Genomic DNA, 20,047 nt, shown 5'->3' with positions numbered 1-20,047 from the left:
TCCTTTTGCATCATTAGTTTAGTGTTTTGAGAAATTGTTAACTTAGGATCAGGATATATTGTATCTAATATATGGAGAGTCAATTTTTGTTTATAAAATTGACGATGAAATAATTCTTTACTATGTCTGTTTTGCATTTCAACAAAGCAAGAAATAATGGGAACATTTAATTTGGCTGCATAGTAATAGGCACCCTTAGCTAAAGGACGGGGTTTGCGATAATTGAACCATAGTTCCTGTTCAGGATAAATTAGTATCCATGATTTATTATTAATAATTTTTGATAGATGCTTTGGCAATTCCCGACCTAAATAGTGAGTGTTATAGGTAAGAGGGATGCTATCTGCATTACGCACTAAAAATCCAATTGGAAAATGCATCACTAAATTTGTATCTTTAACAATGAAGTAGAGTCTTTTGTGATTTCTTAATGCAAGACGTTTAATCGGTAAAATATCTAATTGATTATAATGATTGCACGTTATAAAGGCTGAAGGAGGTAAAGAAGAAGTGCGGCCTTTTATTTCTAATTTTGTGGGTAAGATGCAGGCAATTAAATTTAAGCATTGAGTAATTATAAAATTTAATATTTTGTACGATTTAGTACTTTTCCTGTTCCATAGACTTGCTACGATTTTTTGCTTTCATTATCAGACAAAGTGGGATCAGCAATTTCTGCTTGTGAATGAAATTGTTGATTTTTAACATTATCTCTTATGTTAGAAATAACATTTTTTCGATGAAATGCAATAATCATGTTGTTAACCTTTCGTTATCATCATGAATAATGATGTGTAAATATAAAAAAATATAGTATCTGATTTTCTTTTTTAATTAATAATGTTTTTAGCATATAATTCATTTAGAAAGTTGAGGACCAAAATATGAAAAAATTTGTTACAAGCATTGGTGCGATTACAATTGGTATTTCGCTAGGATTAGGAATTGTTAAGATTATTTCTGAAGCATGTGCAACTGATCGAAAAGAAGAGAATGATTCGTTGATATCTGAATATAGAAATAAAAAAGATAGATTAAACAATTTTTAATTATTCTATATAAATACTTACCAAGCATATCTATGATTATATAATGAAAGTAAAAAGAGAGATGATGTAGTGAGCCGAAAAAGTTAGACATTTTATAAATTTTTCAACATTTGATGTTATTGAACCAGTAGATATATTGTTAATAACGATAAAGACCAGATTTACATCTATACTTTCCCTATTTATCAATCCTATCAATTCTCAATTAAAGATGATGAATCGTTGGGGCAATAAAATGGAAGGTGTATTGTCCGATACTGAGTTTGATAATGTAGTTCTTCCACAATACGAAGACTATTTGAAAGATATTAAAGATAAAAAGCAGAATGCAGTCAAAACTATGCTTGATAAGACTGAATCTGAACAAATGGATCATGCTAGCTTTGCTTCGGAAAAGCACTCAGAAGAGTATCAGCAAGCTAATAAGCGGATGTATAATTTTAAGACTAATCGTTTTAAGCCATTAGTTAATCCTTTAATACCTAATTACAGTTTCTCCAACGGTCAAGAAGATTGCTCTGTTGCTGTGGTAAAAAATAGATTATAGGGATGTTAATGATTCATATCTTGAAACAGAAAATATCTTGGTAAATATGGATAAGGGCAAGGATATAGGAACAGTTGAAGCTGAAAAGAGTCTTAACTAAGAAATCACTCATGATTTGCATAATACCAATTTGCTTCCACGTGATAAGGCTTTATTAGCCGTTGAAGAAAGTAAAACTCGGATAGAGCAAGTGATTAAATCTCAAGTTGAACAATATAATAAGCAACATAAGTTCTTCGCTGAAAATACTCAATCGTTAAATAATACCATTTCCCAAAAAGAGTTTGACATAAAAAGTTGGTGAAGTTGAAGTGGTGAGGACATAAGTATGTTTAATATTAGTTAATTCGCCATGAATGCTAGTTTTATTTACAGTATGGGATAATTCTTTTCCTTCTTTCATCACTTTATCAATGAAACCTTTAAGCATTGCGGGGACACTATTCCACCAAATCATCGAATAGAAAGATACTGGCAAAAGATACACAAAAAGAAAATTAAAGAAGCAAAAAAATCCTCAGCTGATTAATAATCAACTGAGGACAAAAAACTTTATGTAATTCTACTGTCTACTTGACAGAGAATGTATCATTTCGCGGGCTTTTTACATAGTTTCATTTGTCAGCATCGTCAGTGTTGGATTCTGTAGCACTTGAAGATTGAGTAGTACTTGATTGAGTCGATGATTCGGTATCAGACTTAGAATTATTACCGTTATCGCTGTTATCATTAGTGCTATCGCCAGTGTTGGATTCCTTATCGCTACTGTCTTCGTCACTATTTGATTGATCACTTTGCTTATCTTCATCAGAGGAAGAAGAACTTTCGTTTTTTGATTTTTGATCTTTATCCTCACTGCTGGAGTTAGAAGAAGTACTGTCTTGATCAGTACTAGAATTTGCATCACTTGGATCAGAAGGATCATTCTTTTTACCAGTTTTATCAGTACTCTCAGAATTTGGATTTCGATTCTTAGTCTTCGTAGTATTGTTTGTCGGTATGTTTTGCCGCCCGTTATTGGCATGGCTAATATAAGCGCCGGCACCTCCACCACCTAAAACAAACATTGCAAAAATCGCACCCCAAAGGATTAGTTTCTTCATCGTTAAAATGACTCTCCTTTATATTAGAATGGCCCCAATCAGGGTTTCAAATGATATTAATATTGTAAATTATATATTTGGCAACAGAATTACAAAATTGTTAATTTTAGGAAATGTTAAGAAGTATTATGGTGTTAAATTTTTATGTAATCAAACTTGCGGTTTATAGTTTCATCTACACTGCTTATTAAAAATGACGATACAGTTTCCACTTCAATGTCTTAACTTAATGACATTGTATTGATTTCCTAGAGGTTTTTAGTATTAATTTTTTAAAAAAGCAAGTTAAAAAGACAAAAAGAAATCCTGTAGAATGTTGAGCCTGATAAGGATAATCAAGATAGATTTGAAAAAGCTCTTAAACAGATCAAAAAACGAATAGAATTTATTATGGATTAAAAAACAAATTAGATCTAACATATGTGAGATATGCTGATTGCAATAAGAGTATTGTATTCATCATGTTTTGTTTTCTACCCTAAGTCAAGTATTATCAGTAATTTAAGCAGATAATTTTAATCGTTTTGATCATGCGAATAAGGTTAGATAAATTAAGAGCAGAATTTAAGAGAAAACGAAAGTATCACAAATAAGCCTATGAATACTTGTAGTTTCCATCCCATTAGAAACATATGTTTGTGAATTGGGAGGAAGAACAGCTATGGAAAAATCGTACGTTAAAGATTTCAAGAAAGAATTTCAAAGTGTTCAAGCTACTTTGAACAGCAATAATACTGAAAATGGTAGTAAAGTAGATTACCGCTCAATGAGTAGCGTTGATAGTGATGATGATAAAGGCATGATTGAGAATAATGTTCAAATCGTGGCTACTCTATTGCCTGAATGGGCTGACAGCATTTTTTAGTTAGTAAAATCCATCGCCCAAAGTTAAAACAAGGGCTACTCATCAAGACGAAATGGATCAATTTAATAAATATTATCGAAATCATGTTGAAAAGACTAAGCCAAAAAATATATAGAAGTAATATCAATATGGGCTTCTGAAACGCCGAATGTGCAGATTGGTAGCACGTTTGTACAAATTGGCTAAATAAACACGTTTCTGGCTCTGCGTATCAAGATAGGTGCGAATAAACTGAGTTGTTAGATTTCCTAGCTTGCGCCCGATATTGGTGTATTCAGGAACACGCTTTGACTTAAGCGCCCCATCTGTAATTGCAATAGCCATATCAATATCTTTTTCGGGATTTTTAAGCGAATACCAAACATTTTAAGCTAAATAGTGAATGGATTATCCGACGAGATAATTGATTCGCTATTTTTGTTTTCTTGTAGAATTAAGATAGCAGTAAAACAATATGCCTAGTGCTTTTTAGACACTTGATGTCGTATATCAAACTTGCTTAAGTGTTTGGCAATCTCTTCGAAGAATGTGGGCATTTTAATGCCGAGTTTAGAAAATTAGATCCGATTTCTTAAACAAAAATGTTCTACTGCTGGATTTGGAGGCTAATGATGAAAGGTGTAGTTGATATTGATGTAAGCAAGTCTGCTTCAGCAAAGATTATTGCGTGACGGACGGGTTTTCTTAGGTCTAACCGGATGATTTGGTGCCACAATGGGCTGTTTTTTCAAGCATAAATCGCCTCCATAAATATGATGAGATAAGAATACCTGAAAAATGAGAATTAAAACAGACGCTCGGTTATTTGACGCTTACACTTTTACGCGTGAAACACAAAAATAATCAAAATAATATAAAAGATGTTAATACTCAGCGGTTCTTTTATCCAAATATATGAAACATTGCTAAGAATGCTGTAATATCGGGCTTTGTAGCGGTTTTTATTATTAATTCACAGATATTATTTAATTTAAATATTTCTTTTTGTAATCACTAGGAGAAATTCCATATTTTTTCTTGAAAAATCTAAAAAAAGCTTTGATAACTAACAAAACCACAAGATAGTCCTACATATTCAATATTGTTTTCTTTACTTTTAAGCATTTCACTAGCCTTACGTAATCTATAGTCAGTAATAAAATCTTGCGGGTTGGTATGACTGTATTTTTTAAAAATTCTAAAGAGATATGAACGGTCAATATTTAAATACTTAACTAAATCATGAACGCTAATTTGTTCTTCATAATTATTTGAAATGTATCGCAATGCGCGATCGTAGATATCCGTAGCAGTTGGAATATTATTATGCAGTGAAGGTTTAGGATAATGTAATTGCAATGAATTTAGAATATTCAACATTTTAGATTGATAATAAAAATCTCTAGGCCCAGTATTTTTAGAATATTCAACTATATCAATCACGTCTTGAAAAACAGTAGGTAGATCGTTTTGATTCATAACAGCATTTTTACTAGATAGATTAATTCGATTCATGTATTTAGGAACAAGATTGCCTACAAATCTGACCCAGTAAAAAGTCCAAGGATCCTTTTCGTCTGCTTCCATATAAGTCGTCTTATGGGGCTCAATATAAAACATATCCCCTTCTTTTAAATGATATGTTATTCCATTGCTTTTAAATATTCCATGTCCTCCAGTTATGCAGTGAATCATATATCCTGAACGTCCCATAGGTCCATAACTGTGCTTGGGATGCGGTTTTTCAAAGCCGCCTGAAGAAATATAAAACTGATCATTATATGTTTGATTATTAAATCCCCAACGATAATATTTCATTTAAATCACCTATGCAACATTTTAACATATCATAACAACAATATAATATTGTGAAAGCGATTGCGCGTGTATATGATATAGACAGTTAAAGAAATAAAACATATTTATATTTAACAATCTATTTTTCAAAACGTTAATAGATAGGGGAGAATCGCAATGAAAAACGAAGAAAAAGATTTCAAACAAATAGCAGATGCTGTTATTCCTGCTATTGGAGGAAAAGATAATGCTGTAGAAGCATTTCACTGTGCAACACGGTTACGCATCAATTTAAAAGATGTATCAAAAGTAAATACTGATGGCTTATCAGAATTGCCATTGGTAAAAGGAGTTAATTTAAATACTACAAGTAATCAGCTTCAATTAATTATCGGACCTGGACTTGTCGATAGAGCAACTGCATATTTCGTTAAATATACAGGAATTCCTGCACAAACAAATCAAGACGATACAGGAGATACTCCTGAAAAAGACAATAAGGATGGTAAAAAGCGTAATTTATTCCAAGAATTTCTGGATGATTTAACAGGGGTATTTACTGAAGTTTTACCAGCAATCTTGGCCGGTGGTATTTTAATTGGTTTAAACAATTTGCTAACGCAGAGAATTTTTGGACCTGAAGCTTTAGTAAAAATGTTCCCTGGTATTTCAGGAATCAGTCAAATTATTGGAATAGGTGCTGGCGGAATCTTTGCAATGCTTCCATTAATTATTGCCTATTCCGCAACTAAGCGTTATGGTGGTCGACCTGTTTTAGGCTTGGCAATTGGTACTGTAATGATGTCACAATCATTACCATCAATGGCTGATGTGGCTACAAAAGCAGCAAAGCCAATGATTGCCAATATCTTCGGCTGGCATGTTTCAATGACTAGTTTTGGTGGTCAAATTATTGTTGCTTTAATTATGGGGTGGTTAGTTGCTAAGCTTGATAATTATTTCCAAAAGCACTTACCAGGAGTTATTCAATTTGTATTAGCTCCAATGCTTACAATCTTAATTTCATCATTGGCATTATTCTTAATCGTTGGGCCAATTGGAGTTACTCTTTCAAATTGGATTACTACAGCTCTTCTTTGGGTAGCTAACACTTTGGGTGTATTTGGTTATGCCGCATTCTCAGGTGTTCAACAACTTATCGTTATTACTGGACTTCATAACATGTTTGGTGCTGTAGAAACACAATTAATTGCAACTACGGGGCATGATTTCTTAAATCCACTTATGTCAGTAGCCTTGATGGGTCAAGGTGGAGGCGTTATTGCTTACTTCATTTTGAACCGCAAGAATAAGAAAGCAAAGGAAATTTCAATTTCTGCATTCTTCTCAATTTTATTCGGTATTTCAGAACCAGCAATTTTTGGTATTAATTTAGTTAAGAAATATCCATTAATCGGTGGTTGTATCGGCGGAGCAATTGCTGGTGCATATGTTTACCTCACTAAATTAACCGCTGTTGCCTTTGGTACAACTGGCTTGACAGGAATTGCAATTGCAGCTCCACAAAATAATGGTTACTTGAATTACTTTATCGCTAACTTAATTGGATTAGTATTTGGTTGTATCTTTTCATTAGTAATGGCTAAATTTATTAATCCGGATAAAAATAAATAAGGACAATAAAAATGACGAATCGTAGAGCAAATTTTATTAATATGGTTAAACATTTAGCGGACGTTCCTAGCAATATTGTTACTAACGAAATTGATTTAACTAATCAAAGTCCGTATAGACAAAATTATCATGTTGAAAGTGAAAGTGGATCTTTGGGAGATCCAAATGGGTTCTCGTATTTTAATCATCAGTATCATTTGTTCTATCAATGGTCTCCATTAGCTTTTAGTAAAAATCCACATTATACGCAACATGGTTGGAAACATTTAGTTTCAAAAAATTTGATTGATTGGCAAGATTTAGGCGCTGGCATTGAAAGTGACACGGTTTTGGATAAACATGGCACATATTCAGGCAGCGCTTTGCCCGTAGATAATAGACTATTTCTAATGTATACAGGAAACACATGGACGAATACGGAAAGCGAAGATGATTGGCATCGTGTTCCATATCAAGTTGGCGCCATGATGGATAAAGACAATAAAGTTAAAAAATGGATGACACCTTTGTTAAAAGGTCCGTTAAAAGGATATACAGGACATTTTCGTGATCCGAAAATTTTTAAAAAGAATGGAATTTATTACGCAGTATTAGGAATTCAGCGTGAGAATTTAACAGGTGCGGCTTTATTGATTAAAAGCTCTGATTTACATAAGTGGTCAATCGTTGGCGAAATTAAAGCAGATCATAATAATTTTGGCTACATGTGGGAATGCCCAGATTATTATGAGATTAATAATCACGGCATTTTAGAATTTTGTCCGCAAGGCCTTGAAACTAGTAATAACAAATATAGAAATATCTATCAAAACGGCTATTTGATCGGTAATCATCTTAATTTGGAAAATGGGCAATTTGATTGTGGTGAATTTCATGAACTGGATAAAGGTTTTGACTTTTATGCTATGCAAACTATGCGAGATTCAAAGGGAAGAAGACTCTTAATTGCATGGATGGGACTTCCTGAAACAAAGTATCCTACAGAAAAGTTTCATTATACGGGATGCATGATTTTTCCACGAGAATTGCAAGTGAAAGATGGCGTGATTATTCAAAAACCAGTTAAAGAAATAAAAGATTTGTATCAAGAGCAATTTTTAATTGAAGGCAAAACAAATAAAGAAAGTATTAAGCTCGAAGCGGGTAAAAGCAATAGCCGTGATATTCAATTAGAGCTCGATTGTACTCAAGCTTATGATACGATCCTTGATTTGTTTGCAAATGAAGACAACACTGACCATTTACGCTTGATTTTTAATCATAAAAAACAGGAATTTATAGTAAATCGTGGGCATTGTGGTTTGCCAATTTCTGAAGCTTATGGGGCAGAAAGAAGCTGTCATTTAGATTTAAATAAGAAAATAAAAGTAAGAATTTTGCAAGATGTTTCTTCTGCAGAAATATTCTTAAATGATGGAAAAGATGTATTTTCCATGAGAGTCTTTACTGACAACAAAAACAATCACATATTTATTACTAGTCATTGTGGTGAAGCAAGTTATAAAGCAAAAATTAATCAATTAAGATATAGAAAGTAGAATTAATATGTTTGGATTTTTAAAGAAGAAAAGAGAAGAATTTAACGTAGTAGCACCAGTAAGCGGAATTTTGACAAAACTGGAAGATGTAAAAGATCCTGTTTTTGCTGAAAAAATGATGGGTGATGGTTTTGCTATCCAGCCTAATGACTCCACGATTGTTGCTCCTATTTCTGGAACAATTGTCAGCCTACCTAAAACTAAACATGCAATTGGTATAAAAACTGAAGATGGCATTGAAGTGTTAGTTCATATTGGATTAGATACAGTTGATCTTAATGGTGAGGGCTTTACCGCTTTTGCCCAAGAAGGCAATGAAATAAAACAAGGTGATAAATTAATCGAATTTGATCCAGAGTTTATGAAACAGAAGGGCATTGATACAACTGTGATGACTATTTTCACTGCTGGATATGATAAAAAGGTTTTGTTGTTAAAAGATTATGGCAGCAAAGTCGAAATGAACGAAGTCTCATCAAATAGGGTAAGAAAATATGATCGATATAATTAAAGATAAATTTTTTCATCTCTATAATGAAAAAGTAAGTTATTTATTTTATATTATGCCTAATAAACAATTAGGACATTTGTATTACGGTAAGACATTAGGAAAAATTAGCATATCAGAATTGGAATATCTTTCTGATCATTCTAATCGAGGAGCGGAAATTACTGAATATGATCTGAAAATGAAAGATTTTTCATTAGGCGATCGAATGCAAGAGTATCCTGTTTTTGGTACGTCGGATTTTCGTGAAGGTGCATTAGATATAAAATTAAGTCAAGAAATAATTTATCCGGATTTTAAATACGGCCATTTTGAAGTTAATACAGGAAAGCCGAGAAAAGAAGATTCTCCTGCTTCATATGGCATAAATGCTGAAAATTTAATTATTTATTTAAAAGATGACGATCATGCTTTAGAGCTTAAACTTACATATACAATTTTTGATGATACAGGCGCGATAGTTAGAAAAGCTACCATATCAAACATAAGCAATAAGACATATAACGTTGAAAACATGCAGAGTGCAGTTTTAGATCTTCCAGACTCTAATTATAATTTTTTGCAATTATCTGGAGCATGGATTAAGGAACGTCATATTAAGATTCGTCCTTTAGAACAAGGAATTACTAAAATAGAATCTTTACGTGGAGCTTCTAGTCATCAGGCTAATCCATTTATTGCTTTAATTGATAAAAATATTTCAAATAATAATGGAGAAATCTTTGCAAGCAATTTGATCTATTCAGGTAATTTTGTTAGTCAAGTTCAAGTTGATGAATGGCATACCAGCCGATTAATTACAGGAATTAATTCTCAATATTTTAGTTGGCAGTTAGATCCTGGAAAGAGTTTTACTACTCCTGAAGCAGTTTTATTTTACACGGATGCAGGATATAACGGCTTGATGAATGAAACACATCATTTTACAAAGTATCATGTTATTGCTGAAGAATGGCTTCATGCTAAGCGTCCAATCGTAATTAATAATTGGGAAGCAACATATTTTGATTTTAATGAACAAAAATTATTAAGCTTGGCAAAGGAAGCAAAGAAATTAGGCATAGAGTGTTTTGTTTTAGATGATGGCTGGTTTGGAAAGAGAAATGATGATGCAAGTTCATTGGGCAATTGGACAGTTAATAGTGAGAAATTTCCATTAGGACTTAATCATTTTAGTGATAAAATTCATGAATTAGGGATGCAATTTGGATTATGGTTTGAACCAGAAATGGTTTCACCAGACGCACCTATTTATAAAGAGCATCCTAACTGGGTAGTTCGTCATCCCTTTAAGAGAGCCGCAATTGGAAGAAATCAATATGTCTTAGATTTTGCCAATCCAGAAGTGGTCGACAATATTTTTAATCAAATGAGTGAAATACTTAACTCTGTTAAGGTTGATTACATTAAATGGGATATGAATCGTCATATTTCAGAAGCATATTCTCCCTATCTAGCTGAAAATGATCGACCACAAGGAGAGTTTTACTATCGTTATATTCAAGGAGTTTACGATTTGTATCATCGATTGCTAAGTACTTTCCCTAATCTTTTGATTGAGGGATGTGCAAGTGGTGGTGGACGGTATGATTTGGGAATTATGTTTTATAGTCCTCAAATCTGGCCGAGTGATGATAGTGATGCAGGTGAGCGTCTTGATATTATGACAGGAACTTTGCTTGCCTATCCATTGTCTACTTTTAGTAATCATGTTTCAGCAATTCCTAATCATCAAACTGGAAGAAAAACTAGTTTAGCTTTTAGACAAGACTTCAATTCATTTGGCCCATTGGGTTATGAGCTAGATTTAAGCAAATTAACCGATCAGGAAAAAGAGACAATAAAAAATCATATTTCTTGGTATAAAGAAAAGCGTGATCTTTTAGTTAATGGACAGTTTAACCAATTATTAGCAATTGGGGATGATAAGAATATTTATTCTTGGAGCGTCAGTGATAACAATGAACAAGTAATTGGTTTTTATAGAAAATTGGCTTGTCCGAATGAAACTTTGGACCACTATATTAAACTATCAAATATAGATTTCGGTTCTGAATATATTGTTAATGATAAAGATATATTGCATGGGAATTTCTTAGAAAAAATTGGACTTCGTCAGCCATATCAATTAAATGGTTGGAATCAAAAAATGATGCAAGTATCAGGTGATTTTCAATCTTATCTTTATGATTTAAAGAAAAAATAAACTAACAAAAGAGAGATAAGTTAAATCTATCTCTCTTTTGTTATCTTGCAAAAAATTGTCCTACAAGTTTTAATAAAGATATGATAAATCCACAAACAATTCTCAAAAACACATTTGGATATACGAATTTTCGCCCAGGGCAGGAACAAGTAATCGATCTTGTTTTACAAAGAAAAAATGTTTTAGCTGTTATGCCAACCGGAGCCGGAAAATCTATCTGTTATCAAATTCCAGCATTAATAAATTCTGGTTTAACTTTAGTAATTTCGCCGCTTATTTCATTAATGAAAGATCAAATTGATTCTTTGAATCAAAACGGTATCCAGGCTGCGGCGCTTAATTCAACAACGCCTCAGGAAGAAGTAAATCCAATTTTGCGTAAAGCTTATGAAGGAAAAATCAAACTTCTTTATATGACGCCTGAACGGTTAGCAATGGATTATTTCCGTTATCAGTTAAACTTTATTGATGTTGATCTTGTAGCTGTTGACGAAGCTCACTGTATCTCTCAATGGGGACATGATTTTCGACCAGCTTATCGGCAAATTTATGATGGAATTAGCTCATTAAAGAGTAAACCTAACATTTTAGCTTTAACAGCAACTGCTACCCCGGCGGTTCAAAAAGATATTGCATCCCAATTGCACATCCCAACAGAAAATTTTATTATTACTTCATTTGCGCGTCCTAACTTAAGTTTTCAAGTAGTTAATTCACCAAAAGATACGGATCTTTATATTTATGATTATATTAAGGCTCATTCCGAAGAAGCCGGTATTATCTACACTAACACGCGTAAAAAAGTAGAAGATTTGACTAATTATTTATCTAAAAGAGGCATTTCTGTTGCTGCTTATCATGGTGGAATGGATACGGATAAACGTACTGAAGTTCAGGATGATTTTCAATTTGATCGTATTCAAGTTATCGTGGCTACAAATGCTTTTGGCATGGGAATTGATAAAAGCAATGTCCGCTTTGTTATTCATGCTAATAGCGCGCGAAATATTGAATCATATTACCAAGAAGCAGGTAGAGCCGGTCGAGATGGCGCTGACTGTCAAGCGCTTTTAATCTATCATCCTGGAGATTTACGTACATATCGTTGGTTTATTGAACAATCTGATTTGGATGATGAATATCGGAAAATCCAATTTACTAAATTAGCGGCAGTTACCCAATATGCTAATACATCTGAATGCCTTCAGCAATTCATTGTTCGATATTTTGGACAGGATTGCCCACCATGTGGCAAGTGCTCCAATTGTCTAGATAATCGCAAACTAATTGATGTCACAAGTCAGGCAAAAAGTATAATTGCTATGGTTTATGAATTAGATGGTCGTTTTGGCAAAAATATTGTTGCTCAAGCAGTTACTGGATCTAAGAATAAAAAGATTCAAGAAATAGGTGCTGAAAGTTTAGATCATTATGGCGCGCTAAAGATGCGGCAAAACGAGGCAGTTAGCTTGATTAATTATTTAATTGCCAATAACTTTTTGGAGCTATCAGGTGATCAATATCCGCTTGTGCATGTTACTAATAATGGCTGGGATGTTCTTGATGGTAAAAAGCAAGTTTTCCGTAAAGGTGAACAAAAGCCGATTGCTAACGGCTTGCGTGATACTTCTGCAAATGGTGACCTTTATGATGCATTAAAAGCTAAACGTTTAGAACTTGCTAAAGAACAACATGTGCCGGCGTTTATGATTTTTTCTGATCGCAGTTTGCACGATATGGCCAAGATTATGCCACATGATGAGAGTGAATTTCTAGAAGTCAGTGGTGTTGGGCAGGCTAAGCTTAAACGTTACGGTAAGATTATGCTTGAAGTTATAAAAAAGTATGAAGAAAGATAAAAATGTCTATGTTTTGAGCATAGACATTTTTATTTTGTGCTTATTATATTTATAATAGATATAGCGCTTACAATATATACTGATTATTAAGAATTAGGAGCTAATATGAAAAGTTTAATTTTTACGGATATTGATGGTACTTTAATCAATGACCAACACGTAGTAACCCCTAAGACAAAAGAAGCTATTAAGAAGAGAATCGAAGCTGGTGACTTGTTTATTCCGGTATCTGCACGAATGCCGGAAGCAATTAATGTTGTAGCAGATACTATCTCAAGTAATTATCCAATGATTGCCTACAATGGTGCTATGTTATTAGATGAAAATAATGAAATAATTGAATCTCACTCTTTTCCGGTTGACGATATATTAGAAATTATTTCATTAGTTACGCAAAAATATCCTAATGTAGCTTGGAACGTTTATGCAGGACATCAATGGTTTTCACCTAAAATGCCAGGGAATATCCAAGAAGAGCAAATTGTCAAAGTCACGTCAACAAAGGCCAATATTTCTGATATTGAAAAGCTGCCTTCCTGTCACAAGGCTTTGTTAATCGGGGATGCAAAAGAAATTGATGCTTTACAAACTCAATTACGTGAAGAATTTCCTGATTTAAGCATTGTAAAATCGAATGCTACTTTATTGGAGATAATGGCTAAAGGGATCAATAAAGGAAAAGCTCTTTTAGCCATGAAAAATCATTACGGCGTTCCATTGGAAAATACGTGGGCATTTGGTGATAATTTTAATGATGAACAAATGTTGCAAGAAGCAGGAAATTCAGTTGCGATGGGCAACGCGCCTGATGAAGTGAAAAAGAGTGCAAAAATTATCACTAAAACTAATAATGAAGATGGAATTGCAGAAGTTTTAAATAAGTATTTTGATTAGGAGAAAAAATGAAGTTATTAATTGCGGGATCTGGTTTTATCGTTGAAGATTGGCTACCATTGACTAAAGATTTGCCTCAAATTGAATTAACGGCGATCGATAGTACTAAACGTAGTGAGGAAAAGGCAAAGAAGTTAGCCAAAGAATATGGCATTAAAGAAAGATATGCTGATTATGAGCAAGCCTTAAAAGAAACAAAGGCCGATACTGTTTACGTTGCCGTACCTAACTTTTTACACTATGATTTTGTAAAAAAGGCCTTAGAAGCAGGAAAAAACGTTATCTGTGAAAAGCCGTTTACTATTAAATATGATGAATTTAAAGAATTAAAGGAATTAGCTTTAAAGAAAGATTTAGTTCTTCTTGAGGCGATTACTAATCAATATTTGACTAATTATAAAGAATTGAAGGATAAACTAGCAGATATTGGACCAGTTAAAATTGTTTCGATGAACTATTCACAGTATTCTCATCGTTACGATGCGTTTAAAGAAGGAAAAATTCAACCCGTTTTTGACCCTAAAAAGGGTGGCGGTGCCTTGATGGATTTGAATATCTATAATATTCATTTTATTGTCGGCTTGTTCGGGATGCCGAAAGAAGTTCATTATATGGCTAATATTCAGCGTGATGTCGATACTTCAGGAATTTTGACCATGGATTATGGCGACTTTAAGGCGGTTGCGATTGCTGCTAAAGATGTCGGCGGTCCGATTACTTCAACCATTGAAGGTGAAAAGGAAGCTTAGTTGTCAATGGTTCACCAGGTGTCATGGATTCTTTTGATATCTATCATAATTCTGACAAATTAGGCCACGTTGATGATAAAGTTCATGCTCATAGAATGTATGAAGAATTCGTTGAATTTGCCAAGATTATTAAAAATCATGATATGGAAAAGGTTAGAAAAGCTTTGGAGCATAGTGATCATGTAATGAAAGTATTGCAAATGGCATGTGACGATGCAGGATTGAAATTAGGCTAAAGAATCATATAGACAGATCATTTAATGGTCTGTCTTTTTTATTTGAAAAAGTATAAAATTCAAATTGCAAAAGAGACGGTGCTTTTATTAAAATTAACCTTGCTAAAAGATCGCGGATATAGTTTACTTAATGAATTAGGGAATAGAAGGTGGATGAATGACAAAAAACATTTTAATCAGTCAAGATTTATCATGCGTTGGCCAAGTTTCACTTGAAGTTGCTTTGCCAATCATCGCAGCCTGCGGGATTAAAGCGTCAGTTTTGCCAACAGCAATTTTATCAACGCACACAGGTGGATATGGAAATAATACATTTCTAGATTTATCGAATGAAATGGAAAAAATTATAAAGCATTGGCAAGAAATAAACATAAATTTTGATGCTCTTTATCTTGGCTACCTGGGATCTAATGCACTTGATTTTTGGAATGAAAATATTGATAATTTTGTTTCTAAAAATCAAACCGTATTGCTTGATCCAGCAATGGCGGACCACGGCAAACTATATCGCGGTCTTGATGAAGACTACGTTCAGCGTATGCAGATTTTAGCAAAAAAGGCTACTATCTTGACGCCTAATATGACGGAAGCGCAACTTCTGCTGAGTGAAAATCCTTCTAATAAAGATATTTTTACAATCGATGAAGCTGTAGAGATGCTTCATCAATTAATGAAAAAATATGCAGTTAAACATATCGTATTAACAGGCATCCCTATGGATGATAATACGATTGGCATGGTAGGGACTACTAATAACCAAAAACCATGGTCAATTGTTCAAGCAAAGTTGCCCGGATCGTATTTTGGTACAGGAGATATGTTTGCTAGTGCATTTTTATCAGTCTTAATGACTAAGCATGATTTGAAAAAATCAACGCAAATTGCTGCCGAATTTATCGAAAAAGCAATTTTGGCTACGGAAAATCAGGATCCGCGTTTGGGACCAAATTATGCTTTGGCTTTGCCATGGCTAATGAAGCAGATTAAGAGATAAACAAAGGAGAAAAGCTTATGATGAGAAAAGATGAAAATTCACTGCAAGCACTGGTAATGACTGGACTTTTTGCAGCAATTATCTATATTGGCATTTGGGTGTTAAGAATTCCTGTGCCAGCAATGGTAGGTAGACCATTTATCCATTTTGGTAATACTTTAACTGCTGTAGCAATTTTGCTTTTAGGTTATCGTAATGGAATGTTAGCAGGAATTATTGGTTTAGGTGGATTTGATATTCTAAATGGCTATGCGGCTACTTCATGGTTAACTATGTTGGAAGTTGTCGTTGTTGCTAGTGTATTATCCGCGATTTTTAAGGGGATGCACTATGAAGATAGTAAAAAGAATATTATTATTTTGGCCATTGTTGCAGGTATTACTAAAATTTTCACAACATATTGTGTTTCAATTATTGAGGCACTGATGGTAGGAACAAGTTTAAAGATTGCTTATGTAGCGGCTTTTGTTAGTTTGCCAGCAACCTTGATTAATTCCTTGTCAACAGCAATTTGTACGCCAATTTTGTACTTTGCTTTTGCTCGTGGTGCTAAGAAAGTTTTAAAAATAAACTAAGTAAATTAATTTTCTATAAATATATAGCAATACTAATGACTTATGGTATTAATAGTTTATAATATAGGTATGAAAGCGATTTAAATTTTAAAACGGAGGCGCTTATATTATGAGTAAAAAGAAAATTTTGTTTACTATCGGGTCAATCGTAGCAGGACTTGCTGCAGCTGCGGTTACTAAAAAGGCAATGGATAATCAACCTGTTGATACAGATGAAGAAAACGAAGACAGAGGCGTTTCACCAGTTCGCATTTATGAAGACGAAAAGCCTGTTGAAGAGGAAAAGGTTGATGAAGTTCCAGACCTTAAGGCTGATGCTATTAATCGTCCATATAAGCCAGTAGAATATTAATTTTTAATATATAAATATACAAAAAGATTAAGCAGATTGAAGTGCTTAATCTTTTTTGTTTAATTTTGGTTTGCAGCATTTACTGCATCAATCACCGCATGACGAAAACTATTTTTTTCTAAACTTGCGACACCTTTAATTGTCGTACCGCCAGGTGAACAAACCTGATCACGAAGAAGGGATGGAGCTAACTTGCTCTCATAGGCTAAACTTGCACTGCCCTTAACCATGCTTGATGCAAGTTCATTGGCTAACTCACGGGGAAGACCGTTTAAAACGCCACTATCACCTAATGCGTCAAGAAAAACATCAACGAAAGCTGGGCCACAGCCACCAATTGTACCAACAATGCTTAATTGGCTTTCCTTGACAGCAATTACATCCCCAAGTTGGGCGAGAAAATCATGAATCTTAGTTTGAATATTTTGATCAATATCAGAGGAAAGAAAAAGTCCAATAGTACCAGCATTAATAGCTACTGGCGTATTAGGGATAATTCTTGCAATTGCGTTATTTGGAAGTTGTTTCTTTAAATCTAAATAAGAATTCCGGCCGCAGCTGAGATAATTATTGTATCTTTGGAAATATTTTTTAACTCTTCTGCAATCTTTAGGGTAATAGGTGCAGGAGTAGTTAGAATTATAATTTCTGGCCTTTTTGACATAAAATCTAAAATTGTATTAGTAACTTCAAAATCAAGCTCTTTTGCTAATTTATCAACGCATGGATTAACAGGATTTTCTGTAATAATTTTATTGTTAGGATTCTTTTTCAATCCTTTAATAATGGCGCTTCCCATGTGGCCAACGCCAATAATACCGATTTTTGTCATATTACTTTACCTCTTGAATAATTATGTTAAATTAATTGTAACACGAATAACTTAAAACTAATTGGCAATAGTAGATAATTGCTAATGCTTACTTTTAGTAATATACTTATAATCAAAGCGCAAAAACGAGGAATGAAAATAATGAATAAGAGAATTTACCTTGATAATGCGGGAACAAGTCCAATGGCTCCCGAAGTTGTTAAAACTATGACTGATATGATGACGAATGTTTTTGGCAATGCTTCAGCAACCAATTACTATGGCCGTGAAGCAAAGAATGTTCTTGAAAAAAGCCGTCATACTATTGCTCAGTCAATTAATGCTCAAGATAATGAAATTATTTTTACAAGTGGCGGAACCGAAAGTGATAATACCGCAATTATGCAAACAGCCATGCTTCGTCAAAATGAAGGCAAGCATATTATTTCTACCAAAATTGAACATGAGGCTGTCTTAAAACCTCTTCAACGTTTGGAAAAGATGGGTTTTGAAGTTACTTATCTTGACGTAGATGAAAATGGTCAAATCAATCTCGATGAATTGAAAAAGGCTATTCGTCCGGACACAATTTTGGTAACAATTATGATGATTAATAACGAAGTTGGTAGTCTTGAACCTATTAAAGAAATCGGTGAAATTGTAGCTCCAACAAATGCGTGGTTCCATACAGATGCTGTTCAGGCTTATGGTGAAGTACCAATCGATGTTGAAGATATGAAGATTGATCTTTTATCTACTTCAGCTCATAAATTAAATGGTCCTAAGCTTCTTGGCTTTTTATATGAACGCAATGGAATCGATTTGCCATCATACTTGCAAGGTGGTGACCAAGAGTTAAAGCGTCGTGCCGGAACTGAAAACGTCCCTGCAATTGCTGGTTTTGCCAAGGCGGCAGAAATCCATTCAAACGAAGCTATTGAAACGAATCGTGAAAAATATCTTGGCTTCAAGCATGCTTTAGTTGATGGCCTTAAGGAAAATGGTATTGATTTCGAAGTGAACGGACATATCGAAGAAAATATGGCTCCTCAAGTTATTAATATTTGGTTTAAGGGAATTAAGAGCGATGTGCTTTTGACTAATTTAGACTTAAGTGGAATTGTAGGTGCCGCCGGTTCAGCATGTACTGCGGGATCACTTAACCCATCTCATGTATTAATTGCAATGTATGGTGAAGATAATCCCCGTGTTTATGAGTCATTAAGATTCAGTTTTGGTATTGAAAATACGATGGAAGATATTGAGCAATTAGTTGCTACTTTAACTAAGATTATTAAGCGATTGAAGAATAGATAATGAAAATGGCATCCCTATGGATGTCGTTTTTTATATTACAAATACTTAAAATTTATTATAAGTTCGTAAGGCTTTTTTAAAAGAAAGTTTGCTTAAACTCTGTTACAATACCTATATAGAAAAAGTTTATTAATTTAAGGGAGAGTTTATTAATATGAAAAACAAACTCGGTATAACTGCGGCGGCAATTTTAGCCGCAGTATCATTGGCTGCTTGTTCTAATGGTAATAACCAAAGCAGTTCACAATCAAGTAAAACCTCAAGCTCAAAAATTGTAAAGAAAAATACTAATAAGCAATCTGCTCAAAGTAGCGAGAAGGAACAATCTTCAAGTAGCAGTAACAGTAGCTCTAGCTCATCATCACAAAAGGCTTCATCACAAGCTCCTGAACATGATCGTATGGGTTATTTCACTGGTAAGTTGCGTAAGGCACTTCCAGGGATGCTTCTTCCAACTAAGGATGGTTTAGGTACAGGTTCAGATAAGCTTAATGTTCGCTACACAAGTTCTGGCGACACTAATACTGTTTACTACAGCGTTGGTGATACTGCTAAAGACTTCAATTCTGACAGCGTTAAGAATGAAAGACCTTATGCTGTGTTGAAGGAAGTTAAGAATGCAAGCAATGCGGAAGACATTATTAACTATTCACCTGAACAAAAAGGTTTGCCAACTAAGAAGCTTGATGATAACACTACAGGTACTATCCAAGGTGCCGCAGGTCAAAGATACTTGCAATGGAACAAGGATAAGTGGTCATTTGTTATCCAAGCAAACAGCATGATGAAGAAGGATCCAACTGACCGTGGTAAGGAAGTTCTTGCTTTGGTTAACCAATATGGTGTTCCATCAACTTCAACTCATGGTAACTTGCATGTAACTTTAGGTGACCATATGGGTTCACTTAACACAGTTATTGCATGGCAAGACGGCAAGAATGTATATGAACTTAAGGCTCATGATACTGAAACTGCTTTAAAGATGCTTAACAGCTTAAAGTAATCGTTTTAGATTAATTTGTAATAAATAAAA

The 20,047-nt window shown here is 33.8% G+C and carries 18 protein-coding genes and 3 pseudogenes; 15 read left to right on the top strand and 6 right to left on the bottom strand.

All coding sequences use genetic code 11. From position 1 onward, the window contains the following. Window positions 1-446 (bottom strand): 1-acyl-sn-glycerol-3-phosphate acyltransferase (locus tag JCM6256_RS10665; RefSeq protein WP_238318576.1); only part of this gene is annotated, 446 nt, incomplete at its 3' end. A gap of 438 nt (window positions 447-884) precedes the next feature. On the opposite strand from JCM6256_RS10665, the gene JCM6256_RS10620 reads away from it, so the two are divergent. Beyond that, window positions 885-1,049, top strand: coding sequence for a hypothetical protein (locus tag JCM6256_RS10620; RefSeq protein ID WP_155833181.1), 165 nt, complete (start codon window positions 885-887; stop codon window positions 1,047-1,049). A 235-nt stretch (window positions 1,050-1,284) separates the two neighbouring features. Next, window positions 1,285-1,596 (top strand): hypothetical protein, encoded by a 312-nt coding sequence (locus JCM6256_RS07815; protein WP_025081173.1) that lies wholly within the window; start codon window positions 1,285-1,287, stop codon window positions 1,594-1,596. A 262-nt stretch (window positions 1,597-1,858) separates the two neighbouring features. Here the strand turns inward: JCM6256_RS07815 and JCM6256_RS07810 are convergent. Further along, window positions 1,859-2,056, bottom strand: a pseudogene (locus tag JCM6256_RS07810) (NAD(P)H-dependent oxidoreductase); the annotation flags it as partial. A gap of 154 nt (window positions 2,057-2,210) precedes the next feature. After that, window positions 2,211-2,699: a hypothetical protein gene (locus tag JCM6256_RS07805; protein ID WP_025081171.1), complete on the bottom strand. Its 489-nt coding sequence runs from the start codon at window positions 2,697-2,699 to the stop codon at window positions 2,211-2,213. A 661-nt stretch (window positions 2,700-3,360) separates the two neighbouring features. Here JCM6256_RS07805 and JCM6256_RS07800 point away from each other — a divergent pair. After that, window positions 3,361-3,564, top strand: a complete 204-nt coding sequence (locus tag JCM6256_RS07800; RefSeq protein WP_025081170.1) for a hypothetical protein — start codon at window positions 3,361-3,363, stop codon at window positions 3,562-3,564. A gap of 123 nt (window positions 3,565-3,687) precedes the next feature. On the opposite strand, the gene JCM6256_RS07795 is transcribed toward JCM6256_RS07800, so the two are convergent. Both JCM6256_RS07795 and JCM6256_RS10115 read right to left on the bottom strand, forming a co-directional pair. Next, on the bottom strand, window positions 3,688-3,888 hold the full coding sequence (locus JCM6256_RS07795) for a hypothetical protein (protein ID WP_025081169.1): 201 nt from the start codon (window positions 3,886-3,888) through the stop codon (window positions 3,688-3,690). A gap of 702 nt (window positions 3,889-4,590) precedes the next feature. Beyond that, on the bottom strand, window positions 4,591-5,361 hold the full coding sequence (locus tag JCM6256_RS10115) for an AraC family transcriptional regulator (protein WP_238318575.1): 771 nt from the start codon (window positions 5,359-5,361) through the stop codon (window positions 4,591-4,593). A gap of 156 nt (window positions 5,362-5,517) precedes the next feature. Between JCM6256_RS10115 and JCM6256_RS07785 the strand changes: the two genes are divergently transcribed. The 10 genes and pseudogenes from JCM6256_RS07785 to JCM6256_RS07740 all read left to right on the top strand — a co-directional run bounded on the left by JCM6256_RS07785 (window position 5,518) and on the right by JCM6256_RS07740 (window position 16,886). Beyond that, a complete protein-coding gene (locus JCM6256_RS07785; RefSeq protein ID WP_025081168.1) occupies window positions 5,518-6,975 on the top strand; it encodes a PTS transporter subunit EIIC in 1,458 nt (485 codons plus the stop codon). Between the two features lie 11 nt (window positions 6,976-6,986). Then, window positions 6,987-8,513: a sucrose-6-phosphate hydrolase gene (locus tag JCM6256_RS07780; protein ID WP_025081167.1), complete on the top strand. Its 1,527-nt coding sequence runs from the start codon at window positions 6,987-6,989 to the stop codon at window positions 8,511-8,513. 7 nt (window positions 8,514-8,520) lie between these two features. Continuing rightward, entirely contained in the window at window positions 8,521-9,024 is a 504-nt protein-coding gene (locus JCM6256_RS07775; RefSeq protein WP_025081166.1) for a PTS sugar transporter subunit IIA, read from the top strand. After that, window positions 9,008-11,227 (top strand): alpha-galactosidase, encoded by a 2,220-nt coding sequence (locus JCM6256_RS07770; protein WP_025081165.1) that lies wholly within the window; start codon window positions 9,008-9,010, stop codon window positions 11,225-11,227. The genes JCM6256_RS07775 and JCM6256_RS07770 overlap by 17 nt, the downstream gene beginning before the upstream one ends. A gap of 83 nt (window positions 11,228-11,310) precedes the next feature. Then, entirely contained in the window at window positions 11,311-13,086 is a 1,776-nt protein-coding gene (recQ, locus tag JCM6256_RS07765; RefSeq protein WP_025081164.1) for a DNA helicase RecQ, read from the top strand. Between the two features lie 105 nt (window positions 13,087-13,191). Further along, complete coding sequence (locus JCM6256_RS07760; protein WP_025081163.1) at window positions 13,192-13,980, top strand: Cof-type HAD-IIB family hydrolase; 789 nt, start codon at window positions 13,192-13,194, stop codon at window positions 13,978-13,980. Between the two features lie 8 nt (window positions 13,981-13,988). Further along, window positions 13,989-14,965 (top strand): annotated as a pseudogene (locus JCM6256_RS10110) (Gfo/Idh/MocA family protein). Window positions 14,966-15,122: 157 nt separating this feature from the next. Beyond that, window positions 15,123-15,959, top strand: a complete 837-nt coding sequence (locus JCM6256_RS07750; protein ID WP_025081162.1) for a pyridoxamine kinase — start codon at window positions 15,123-15,125, stop codon at window positions 15,957-15,959. Between the two features lie 20 nt (window positions 15,960-15,979). Continuing rightward, window positions 15,980-16,534 (top strand): ECF transporter S component, encoded by a 555-nt coding sequence (locus tag JCM6256_RS07745; protein ID WP_025081161.1) that lies wholly within the window; start codon window positions 15,980-15,982, stop codon window positions 16,532-16,534. 109 nt (window positions 16,535-16,643) lie between these two features. Next, a complete protein-coding gene (locus JCM6256_RS07740; RefSeq protein WP_025081160.1) occupies window positions 16,644-16,886 on the top strand; it encodes a hypothetical protein in 243 nt (80 codons plus the stop codon). A gap of 59 nt (window positions 16,887-16,945) precedes the next feature. On the opposite strand, the pseudogene proC reads toward JCM6256_RS07740, so the two are convergent. Beyond that, window positions 16,946-17,718 (bottom strand): annotated as a pseudogene (gene proC / locus JCM6256_RS10515) (pyrroline-5-carboxylate reductase). 141 nt (window positions 17,719-17,859) lie between these two features. On the opposite strand from proC, the gene JCM6256_RS07730 reads away from it, so the two are divergent. Beyond that, window positions 17,860-19,014 carry a cysteine desulfurase family protein gene (locus JCM6256_RS07730; RefSeq protein WP_025081159.1) on the top strand — a complete coding sequence of 385 codons (1,155 nt, stop codon included), beginning with the start codon at window positions 17,860-17,862 and terminating at the stop codon, window positions 19,012-19,014. Window positions 19,015-19,168: 154 nt separating this feature from the next. Continuing rightward, window positions 19,169-20,017, top strand: coding sequence for a hypothetical protein (locus JCM6256_RS07725; RefSeq protein WP_025081158.1), 849 nt, complete (start codon window positions 19,169-19,171; stop codon window positions 20,015-20,017). Window positions 20,018-20,047: the final 30 nt, after the last annotated feature.

Origin of the sequence: Lactobacillus hamsteri DSM 5661 = JCM 6256, from assembly GCF_000615445.1 — a bacterium.
GTDB lineage: Bacteria > Bacillota > Bacilli > Lactobacillales > Lactobacillaceae > Lactobacillus > Lactobacillus hamsteri.
Note: the sequence above shows the minus strand (reverse complement) of the source record. Positions and strands in the feature narration are given on the sequence as shown.